At 69.8% G+C, this 9,728-nt stretch carries 8 protein-coding genes and 1 pseudogene; 2 read left to right on the forward strand and 7 right to left on the reverse strand.

Features of this window, described 5'->3' with window-relative positions:
• Positions 1 to 69 precede the first annotated feature (69 nt).
• Positions 70 to 930 (reverse strand): class I SAM-dependent methyltransferase, encoded by an 861-nt coding sequence (locus Q0C41_RS26950; RefSeq protein WP_291989331.1) that lies wholly within the window; start codon positions 928 to 930, stop codon positions 70 to 72.
• An 82-nt stretch (positions 931 to 1,012) separates the two neighbouring features.
• Here Q0C41_RS26950 and asnB point away from each other — a divergent pair, with 82 nt between their 5' ends.
• Both asnB and Q0C41_RS26960 read left to right on the forward strand, forming a co-directional pair.
• A complete protein-coding gene (gene asnB / locus Q0C41_RS26955; protein WP_291989333.1) occupies positions 1,013 to 2,962 on the forward strand; it encodes an asparagine synthase (glutamine-hydrolyzing) in 1,950 nt (649 codons plus the stop codon).
• On the forward strand, positions 2,959 to 4,395 hold the full coding sequence (locus tag Q0C41_RS26960) for a nucleoside-diphosphate sugar epimerase/dehydratase (protein ID WP_291989335.1): 1,437 nt from the start codon (positions 2,959 to 2,961) through the stop codon (positions 4,393 to 4,395). Before asnB ends, Q0C41_RS26960 begins: the two co-directional genes overlap by 4 nt.
• A 3-nt stretch (positions 4,396 to 4,398) precedes the next feature.
• Here the strand turns inward: Q0C41_RS26960 and Q0C41_RS26965 are convergent, their stop codons facing one another.
• The 6 genes and pseudogenes from Q0C41_RS26965 to Q0C41_RS26990 form a co-directional block, all read right to left on the reverse strand.
• Entirely contained in the window at positions 4,399 to 5,358 is a 960-nt protein-coding gene (locus tag Q0C41_RS26965) for a GDP-mannose 4,6-dehydratase (protein WP_291989337.1), read from the reverse strand.
• A gap of 17 nt (positions 5,359 to 5,375) precedes the next feature.
• Positions 5,376 to 6,125, reverse strand: a pseudogene (locus tag Q0C41_RS26970) (glycosyltransferase family 2 protein); the annotation flags it as partial.
• Positions 6,126 to 6,141: 16 nt separating this feature from the next.
• The gene (locus Q0C41_RS26975) at positions 6,142 to 6,831 is read right to left on the reverse strand and encodes a class I SAM-dependent methyltransferase (RefSeq protein ID WP_291989341.1); all 690 of its coding nucleotides are present in this window, start codon (positions 6,829 to 6,831) and stop codon (positions 6,142 to 6,144) included.
• Positions 6,807 to 7,886, reverse strand: a complete 1,080-nt coding sequence (locus tag Q0C41_RS26980) for an NAD-dependent epimerase/dehydratase family protein (RefSeq protein WP_291989343.1) — start codon at positions 7,884 to 7,886, stop codon at positions 6,807 to 6,809. The genes Q0C41_RS26975 and Q0C41_RS26980 overlap by 25 nt, the downstream gene beginning before the upstream one ends.
• Before the next feature lie 31 nt (positions 7,887 to 7,917).
• Entirely contained in the window at positions 7,918 to 8,991 is a 1,074-nt protein-coding gene (locus Q0C41_RS26985) for an NAD-dependent epimerase/dehydratase family protein (protein WP_291989345.1), read from the reverse strand.
• A partial coding sequence (locus tag Q0C41_RS26990; RefSeq protein WP_291989346.1) for a DUF3108 domain-containing protein occupies positions 8,988 to 9,728 on the reverse strand: 741 nt, incomplete at its 5' end. The genes Q0C41_RS26985 and Q0C41_RS26990, both read right to left, overlap by 4 nt.

Below are 9,728 nucleotides of genomic sequence, written 5' to 3' on the forward strand. Positions count from 1 at the left end.
ACGCTCTTCCGATCTTGGGCGTGCACCTGGTGCAGTCCCGCGTCCAGTTCACGCCACTCACCTGAGGCGTCAGCCGCGCTTGCGGCCGACCGCACACCAGAACGGCATGTGTTCGCTGAAGCGGATGTCGGCGAGCCCGGCGTCCTGCAGCATCGAGCCAACCTGCGCGCGCGTGAAGCGCTGCTCGAGGCGTGTGCCGAAGCGATCCAGCGCATCGGTGCGCATCGTGTAGAAGCTGCGGTCGGCGTAGTAGTGCAGCGGCCAGTGCGACGTGTCGAGTCCCGCCCGGCGACCGACCCTCGCCGCGGTGGCGAGCGGCCAGTACACCGTCGACGCCATCACCTGACTGGCGGCGTAGCGCAGGGGCATCGGCAGGCGCGACGTCGTGCGTCGCACGAGGTCGCTGGCCTGCCACACCGTGCGGAACCAGGCCGGCCGGTTGTCGAAGGCGTAGTAGAGGTAGACGAGAAACGGTGCGCCCGGCTTGAGGCACCGGACGCATTCGCGCAACGCGGCCTCGGTATCCGGCACGTGGTGCAGCACGCCGAGCGAGTAGCCGAAATCGAGGCTGCCGGTCGCGAACGGCAACTGGCCGGCCGATCCCAGATGGAACGCGCAGTTGCCCTGTCCGGCCAGCGCGCGTCTGGCGACGGCCAGCGCCTCGGCACTTGCGTCGACCAGGTGCAGGTGTCCCACTCTGGGCGCCACCCCCCTGGCCCAGCGTCCGCTGCCGCATCCGACGTCCATCCCCGCGGCGCCGGCGGGCAGAGCCTCCCACGGGAAGATGCCGAAGTACTGAGCAAACAACTCGTCGTATTCGGCGGCTGACAGCGTGGTCTGATCGAACCGCGACCATTCGTCGCCGAAACCGGCAACCGTCTCGTGATCGACGTTGGGGCGGCCAGTCGTGTCGGGAAGGGGAGGAGCCATGGAGCGGCGGACGTGCCGTCGGAATTGTAGTCCACGGGCGTCGACCTTCTCCCCACCGGCGGCATGCGGTAGCGTGTAGGGCGTGTGCGGGGTCACGGGGTTCTGGGACGGACGCGGGGGCACTCGCGCGCAGGTCGACGATCGCATCGCCGCGATGACGACGTGCATCGCCCATCGCGGCCCCGATGACGCGGGTGCGTGGTGGGACGGGCAGGGCGGGCCGGTGCTCGGCTTCCGCCGTCTGGCCATCCTCGATTTGTCGCCCGCGGGGCATCAGCCCATGGCCTCCCGATCCGGCCGCTTCACCATTGTCTTCAACGGCGAGATCTACAACTACCGCGACCTGAGGACGGCCCTGGCGGCCGACGGCTGGAGTTTTCGCGGGGGATCGGACACCGAAGTCATCCTCGCGGCGGCCGAGCACTGGGGGGTGGAGGGACTGTGGGCGCGCCTGTGGGGCATGTACGCGATTGCCCTGTGGGATGCCGACACGCGCCGTCTGCACCTGGTCCGTGATCGGTTCGGCAAGAAGCCCCTCTACTACGGGCGCTGCGGCGGCGTGTTGCTGTTCGGCTCCGAGCTCAAGGCGCTGCGGGCCCATCCCGCCTGGGACGCGCCGATCGACCGCGACGCCCTGACGGCCTACGTCCGCTACGGCTACGTGCCCGGCGATCGGTCGATTCACGTCGGCATCACGAAGGTGCCGCCGGGGGCCGTGGTGACGTTCGGCGCCCCGGACGACGTGCCGCGCGTGGACGCCTACTGGAGTGCCCTGGACGTCGCCCGCGAGGGCATCGCGGCACGACCGGGTGCGGCCGATCCCGTGCAGGCGGCACAGGAGCTCGAGGCCCTGCTCGGCGACGCGGTCTCGCGCCGGATGATCGCCGACGTGCCGCTCGGGGCCTTCCTCTCGGGCGGGATCGACTCCAGCCTGGTGACGGCCCTGATGGCGCAACAAGCGTCGGGGCGCGTGCGGACCTTCACCGTCGGGTTCGATGCGGCCGGCTACGACGAAGCGCAGGCGGCCCGCGCGGTCGCCGACATCCTCGGCACCGACCACACGGAGTTCCGGGTCACGCACGCCCAGGCGCGCGAGGTCATCCCGCGGCTGCCGGCGCTGTACGACGAGCCGTTCGCCGATTCCTCGCAGATTCCCACCTTCCTCGTCGCCCAACTGGCGCGACAGCACGTGACGGTGGCGCTGTCGGGCGATGGCGGCGACGAGGTCTTCGGCGGCTATCTCCGCTATCAGTTCCTGCCCGCGACCCTCGCCAGGGCGGCCGTATTCCCCGGGGCCGTGCGCCGCGGCGCCGCCGCCGGCATGCAGGCCTTCGCGCCGGCCACCTGGGACCGCGCCTTCGCGGCGGCGTCCGCCGTGTTGCCACGTCGTGCCCGGCAGGCGCGTCCCGGCGAGAAACTGCACAAGCTGGCCACGGTGCTCGCGGCCTCGTCGGCCGATGAGGCCTACCTGCGGACCGTGTCGACCTGGCCGATGCCGGAGCGCGTGGTCATCGACGGCCGCGACCCGGGCGCGACGTGGGACGAGGCCCGCATGGCGCAGGCCTTTCCCGACACGCTCGATCGGCTGATGGCCCTCGATACCGTGACCTACCTGCCCGACGACATCCTCGTGAAGGTCGATCGCGCGACGATGGGCACGAGTCTCGAGGCGCGAGCGCCGCTGCTCGATCACCGCGTGTACGAATGGGCGTGGCGCCAGCCGCAGGCGCTCAAGATCGCCGATGGCGAGGGCAAGTGGTTGCTGCGCCAGGTCCTCGGCCGGCACGTCCCCCGTCAGGTCTTCGATCGGCCGAAGATGGGCTTTGCCATCCCCCTCGGCGACTGGCTGAGAGGCCCCTTGCGCGGATGGGCCGAGGCGCTGCTCGACCCGGCGCGGCTGCGCGCCGAGGGCTATCTGCGGCCGGAGGTCGTCACGGCCACCTGGCAGGCGCATCTGGCCGGCCGCGGCGCGCACGAGGCGCGCCTCTGGAGCGTCCTGATGTTCGAAGCCTGGCTGGAGGCCTGGCAGTGAGCCACACGCGGCGCATCCTGCTGGTCGGCGCCGGCTACACCGCGCGCATCGTCGCCGACGAGTTCGTGCGCCACCAGCGTGGCGAGGAACTGATCGCGGCCCTCGACGACGACCCCGCGCGCCTCGGGCAGCCGGTCGGTCCGGTGACCGTCGTCGGTCCGGTGGCCAGCCTCGAACAGATCGTGCAGTCGCACGCCGTCGACGAGGTGGTCGTCGCCATCCCGAGCCTCTCCGGGCCGCGCCTGCGCGCCATCACCATGGCGTGTCGGCGGCTCGGGCTCCCGGTGCGCACCATGCCCGGGATCGTCGAACTGCTCGGCCTCCCCATCACGCCGACGCAGTTGCGCCCGGTCGAACTCGGCGACCTGCTGCGGCGCACCGAGGTGGCGTGCGACGACCCGCCTCCGGCGTACCTGCGGGGGCAGCGGGTGCTCATCACCGGCGCCGGCGGGTCGATCGGTCGCGAGCTGGCCCGTCAGGTGTGCCGCGCCGCGCCGGAGTGCGTGATCCTGCTGGGACACGGCGAGAACAGCATTCACGCGGCCCATGCCGAAGTGTCCGGCGAAGCGGACGCGCCTCCCCTGGTGCCGGTGATCGCCGACATCACCGACCGGCGCACGCTCGCCCGGGTCTTCTCGGCCCATGGCCCGACCGTCGTCTTCCACGCCGCGGCCCACAAGCACGTGCCGTTGATGGAACTGCATCCGGCCGAGGCCGTCCGCAACAACGTGATCGGCACCCGGAACGTGCTGGCGTGTGCCGAGGCGGCCGGCGTGCCGCGACTGCTGCTGGTCTCGACCGACAAGGCCGTGGCGCCGGCGAGCGTGATGGGGGCCAGCAAGCGGGTGGGCGAGTGGCTGGTGCGCGAGACGGCGCTGCGGTCCGGGCGGCGCTACGTCGCCGTGCGCTTCGGCAATGTCCTGGGCAGTCGGGGCAGCGTCGTCCCGGTGCTCGAGCGGCAGATTCTGCGCGGCGGGCCGATCACGCTGACGCATCCCGACATGTCGCGCTTCTTCATGACCATTCCGGAGGCCGTCTATCTCGTGCTGCAGGCGGGGGGCCTGGACGATGGTGGCGAGCTCTATGTGCTCGACATGGGCGCGCCGGTGCGGATCGTCGACCTGGCGGAGGATCTGCTGCAGCTGTCGGGCCGTGCGCCGGGCACCGTGCCGATCGTGTTCACCGGGCTGCGGCCGGGCGAGAAGCTGACCGAAGCGTTGTGGGAGCCGGACAGCGAGGTGGTGGCGACGGGACGGGGCGACATCCTGCGCGTCACCGAGGGATCACCGTCGCCCCGAGGGCCAGCGCTCGATCGTCTGGTCCGCCGCCTGGGGGTGGCCGCGCGTCGTGGCGATGCCGACGCGATCTATCGCCACCTGCACGACGGGCTGGCGACCTTCACGTCGAGTCGCCTGCCGCTGCCCGTCGCCTGAGGGTCAGGCCCGCATGAAGTCGATCACTTCGCGCAGGATCTGGTCGAGGTCCACGCGCGGCTCGTAGCCCACCAGGTTGCGGATCTTGGTGATGTCCGGCACACGACGCGGCATGTCCTCGAAGCCCGATTCGTAGGCCTGGTCGTACGGGATGCGGACGATCTCGGACGAACTCGCGGCCATGTCGCGGATCTTCTCGGCCAGCGCGTTGATGGTGATCTCTTCGCCGTTGCCGATGTTGAAGACCTGTCCGATGGCCTTCGGCTCGGCGGCCAGGGCCATCAGGGCCCGGACGACGTCACCGACGTAGGTGAAGCTGCGCGACTGGGTGCCGTCGCCATGCACGGTGATGGGCTTGCCGAGCAGCGCCTGGCGCACGAAGTTCGGGATGACCATGCCGTACTGGCCCGACTGGCGCGGCCCGACCGTGTTGAACAGCCGCACGATGATGACCGGCAGCCGCTTCTCCTTGTGGTACGCCAGGCCGAGGAACTCGTCGATGGCCTTGCTGCAGGCGTAGGCCCACCGGTGCTTGTGCGTCGGCCCCATCACGAGGTCCTGTTCCTCGTTGAACGGCACGTCGGTGCTCTTGCCGTAGACCTCCGACGTCGAGGCGATGACGACCAGCTTCTTCTTCTTGTTGGCCTGCCGCAGCACCACCTCGGTGCCGTGCACGTTGTTCTCGATCGTGGCGACCGGTTCCTCGACGATCTTCTTGACGCCGACGGCGGCGGCCAGATGGAAGATCACGTCGGCCTGGTCCACCAGTTCGGCCAGCAGCGGCTCGTTGTCCACCGTGTCGATGGTGTAGGAGAACGCCGGGTTGGGCTTGAGGTGCGCGATGTTGGTGATGGACCCGGTCGACAGGTCGTCCAGGACGTGCACGCGATGACCTGCGGCCAGCAGGGCGTCCGAGAGGTGGGAACCGATGAAGCCGGCGCCGCCGGTGATGAGCACATGCATGGTCAGGAACGGTCCTCTCAACGTCGTGGGGTCGGCATGGGACCCGCCTTGCGATAGTCGCCGCGCGACAACAGCTTCTCGAGCCAGACGTACAGCACGATGAACAGATACCGGCTGCCCATCTCCTTGATCTTCAACTTCGACACCCCGGTCGTCCGGTTGTACCAGCTGATCGGCACCACCGTGTACGAGTACCCGCGCACGATGGCCTTCAGCGGCAGTTCGACCGTCAGGTTGAAGTGCTTGGCCAGCAGGGGGGTGCACCCCGAGATGACCTCCCGCCGATAACACTTGAAGGCGTTGGTCGTGTCGTTCAGCCGCAGGCCGAACAGCACCCGGATGAACGCGTTGGCCAGGCGGTTCATCAGCAGCTTGTGCGACGGATAGTCCACGACCCGCCCGCCCGCGATGAACCTCGACCCGAACACGCAATCATACCCTTGAACCAGCGTCCGGTAGTAGGTCACGACGTCGCGCGGATCGTCGGAGGCATCGGCCATCACGATGCACACCGCGTCGCCGCTGAAGGCCTCGAGGCCGGCCAGCACGGCGTGGCCGAACCCGCCGGCGCGCGGGTTCTCCACGCGACGAAGCTCGGGGATCTCGGCACGGAGGCCCGCCAGCACGGCGCCGGTCCCGTCGGTGCTGTGGTCGTCCACCACCACCAGCTCGAACGGGATCGCCGCCTCGCGCAACTGCGTGGCGAGGGCCTGCAGGGTCGGGGTGATGCCGTCGGCCTCGTTGTGGGCCGGAATCACGACCGAGAGCAGCAGCGGCGCCGGATCAGGCACGGGGGGTGGCGATGAAGAAGCTCTGTTGTCCGAAGACGCGCCAGGCCGGGCGCAGCTTCAGGTAGAGCTTCAGCAGCAGGATCGAGTTGGGCAGCCGCCCCTGCGTGGTGAAGGGCAGGAACCGCCCGAGCACGTAGGGGACATCGAAGCCGGTGGTCTCGAGGGCCTCGGTGAGGCTGCGCTCGCAGAGCGGCGTGATGTGGTCGAAGAACTGCCAGTAGTCTTCCTTGCAGTAGCGGATGTTGGGCTGCAGGACGAGGAAGCGTCCCGACGGCTTGAGCACGCGCCGCACCTCGCGCAGGGTCGCGAGGATGTCCTCGCGCGTCAGGTGCTCGAGGAAGTTGCTGGCGAAGACGACGTCGGCCACGCCGTCCTCGAGGCCCTCGATGCGCGAGGTCGAGCTGAGGATGACGCGGACATCGGGCCCGGCGTGCCGCCGGGTGTCGGGGTTGAGATCGACGGCGACCTTGCGCGCGGCCCGGATGTGGTTGATGAACTCGCAGTAGCCGGCGCCGATCTCGACCACCGTGGACTCGGGCGCGACGTGGGCCTGGAAGAACTCGCGGCACAGGACGTCCCACATCTGCTGGCGGAACGCCAGCGAGTCGGCGAAGCGCCGCTCGTAGATGCTCTGGACGTCGACGCCGCCGGCGGCGTTCATCGACTGGCGGCGGTCTGCCATCGCTCGACGTTCTGATCGTGGATGTCCTGCAGGAGCGCCGCCACGTCGAACTGCTGCTGCCACGCCGGGTAGTGGCGACGGAACTTGCCGATGTCGCTCACATACCAGATGTGATCGCCGATGCGGGGCTTCTCCTCGTAGGTCCACGGCAGTTCGCGTCCCGCGATCTGCTGACAGAGCGTGATCGCCTCGAGCATCGAGCAGTGCGAGACACGAGAGCCGCCCATGTTGTAGACCTCGCCGACGCGCGGCGCGTCGACGTAGGCGTGGACGGCACGCACGAGGTCGGCGCTGTGGATGTTGTCGCGGACCTGCTTGCCCTTGTAGCCGAAGACGCGATACGGCGTGCCGGTCACCGTGCACTTCATGAGGTAGGCGAGAAAGCCGTGCAGCATGGTGCCGGAGTGGTGTGGCCCGGTCAGGCAGCCGCCGCGGAAGACGCCCGTCCGCATGCCGAAATAGCGGCCGTACTCCTGCACCAGCACGTCGGCGGCCACCTTCGAGGCCCCGAACAGCGAGTGGGTCGACTGATCGATGCTCATCGACTCGTCGATGCCGTTCGCGAACGGATGCGTCGGGTCGATCTCCCAGCGCGTCTCCTGCTCGACCAGCGGCAGCCGGTTCGGCGTGTCGCCGTAGACCTTGTTGGTCGAGGTGAAGACGAAGACGGCGTCCGGGCAGTGCTCGCGACAGGCCTCGAGCAGATTGAGGGTGCCGACGGCGTTGACGCCGAAGTCCGTGAACGGCTCGCGGGCGGCCCAGTCGTGCGACGGCTGCGCGGCGGTGTGGATGACGGCGGTGATGTCGGCGCCGTAGTGGGCCAGCACCCGACTCACGGCCGCGGCGTCCCTGATGTCGAGGTTCTCGTGACGGTAGCGCGTGCCGTGGCGGCGCTCGAGTTCGGCCCGCTGCCACGACGTCGAGGCCTCGTCGCCGAAGAAGCGCTTGCGCATGTCGTTGTCGATGCCGACGACCTCGTAGCCGCGCGCCACGAACGAATCGACGGCTTCCGAGCCAATCAGTCCGGCCGACCCGGTGATGAGCGCTACTGCCATCGGGGGAGTGTACCTTCCCGCCGTCGTGCCGTCACAGGCCGGCCGTCCGCAGCGCGTCGGCGTGTGTCTGCATCCAGTCGTGCAGGTCGCGCAGGATCTGCTCGGCCGTACGCCCGGGCGCCCACCCGGTCGCGGCCGTCACGCGCCGGTTGTCGGTGACGTAGAGCTTGACGTCGGCCACGCGCATCTCCGGCTGGGGCGTGATGACGATGCGCCGACCCGAGATCGCCTCGCACAGCGCGGTCGTCTCGCGCAGCGACAGACTGCAGGCGAGCCCGCCGCCGACGTTGAACAGCGCGCCATCCAGCGCCTCGAGGCGCTCGACCTGCACCTGCACCAGGTCGGCGAGGTCGTCCACGTGCAGCAGGTCGCGCACCTGCGTGCCGGTGCCACCCCAGCCGTTGTACGTGAGGGCGCCTCCACTCAGGTGACGGGCCATCCACAACGAGAAGACGCCCTGGTCCACCTTGCCCATCTGCCAGGGGCCCGCGATCACGCCGCAGCGATTGATCAGCGTCCGCAGCCCGAACGCGGCGCGGTACTCGGCGATGAGCAACTCGCTGGCGAGTTTGGTGGCGCCGTAGATCGACCGCACGCCCGTCAGCGGGAAGTCCTCGTCGATGCCGCTGGCCGAGACACCGGGCAGGTCCTGCGCCGCGGCGATGGTGACGCGCGTCGGCCCGTCCTCGGTCCGGATGGCGTTGAGGGCCTCGATGGGGTAGACGCGGCTGGTCGACAGGAACACCAGCGCCGCCCCGGCGCGACGCGCCAGTTCCAGGCAATGGATCGTGCCGACCAGGTTCGTGTCGATCACATAGCTCGGGTCGCCGTCGTAGCCGGCCAGCACCGACGGCTCGGCCGAACACTCGAGCAGCAGGTCGAGGTCGCGCCCGAGCGGCGCCAGGTCGGCGGGGGATCGGATGTCGCCGTGCACGAAGTGCACGCCGGCCGCCCTCAGGCGGGCCAGGTTCAGCTCGCTGCCGCGCCGGCGCAGGTTGTCGAAGGCCGTGACGTCGGACTCGGGCCAGGCCGTGCGCGCGCGCCGCGCCAGCGCCGAGCCGACGAAGCCCGCGCCGCCCGTGACGAGCACCCGGCGCGGCGTCATCGCGCCTCGCGCAGCGTCAGCACGAACGAGCCGACGGGCAACTGCGCCTGGATGCGCAGTGGCAGGCGTCTGGTGTCATCGGAGATCCACACGGCGAGGCCGCGGCCGACGGTCTGGCCCTTGCCGTCGCGGATGGCCGGCACGACCTTCCAGGCGGTGACCGACCCGAGACCCGTCTTGATGGTCTCCTTCGCGGCGACGCTGAGGGTGACCCGATAGAGGTACCCGGAATCGGACACGGCGAAGCTGCTGCTCGCGCCCGGCGCGAAGGCCAGTGTGCGCATCGCCGTGAGCGCCGACAGCCCGTCGTGGGTCGGCCCGGGCAGGGCCTGGTCCTGCTGCATCGTGGTCGACGTCCGCATCTGGAACGTCGCGGTGCGTTTCGGCTGGTCGAACCGCGTCTCCTTCATCCGCTGGCGACCGTTCTCCTGGCTGAAGACCGAGCCGCGCTGCGGGAAGAGGGTGTAGGCGTCGACCAGCGAGTCGGCCTTGTAGTAGACCGCGTACAGCTTGGACAGCAGCGTCGTCGGGCGACCCTCGGCGATGAGGTACCAGGCCGTCGATCCGAACGAGGGGCGCTTGTCGCGGACGGTGAGCGTGGCCGAGCCGGCGGTGAGGTAGTCGGACCACGACACGTCGTAGGTCAGCGTCTCGCCGGGCCGGAACGGGACCACCTTCTCGGGGCCCGTGGGGCGTGCCGGGGCGGGGGCCGCCGGCGTGCCGGGGCGGGCCGGGGC

Source organism: Luteitalea sp. (assembly GCF_022842525.1).
Classification (GTDB): Bacteria; Acidobacteriota; Vicinamibacteria; order Vicinamibacterales; family Vicinamibacteraceae; genus Luteitalea.

Coding starts and splice junctions, on each gene's coding strand:
- Q0C41_RS26950 (WP_291989331.1), bottom strand. CDS start 930: ATGGCTCCTCCCCTTCCCGACACGACTGGCCGCCCCAACGTCGATCAC.
- Q0C41_RS26965 (WP_291989337.1), bottom strand. CDS start 5,358: ATGCATGTGCTCATCACCGGCGGCGCCGGCTTCATCGGTTCCCACCTC.
- Q0C41_RS26975 (WP_291989341.1), bottom strand. CDS start 6,831: ATGGCAGACCGCCGCCAGTCGATGAACGCCGCCGGCGGCGTCGACGTC.
- Q0C41_RS26980 (WP_291989343.1), bottom strand. CDS start 7,886: ATGGCAGTAGCGCTCATCACCGGGTCGGCCGGACTGATTGGCTCGGAA.
- Q0C41_RS26985 (WP_291989345.1), bottom strand. CDS start 8,991: ATGACGCCGCGCCGGGTGCTCGTCACGGGCGGCGCGGGCTTCGTCGGC.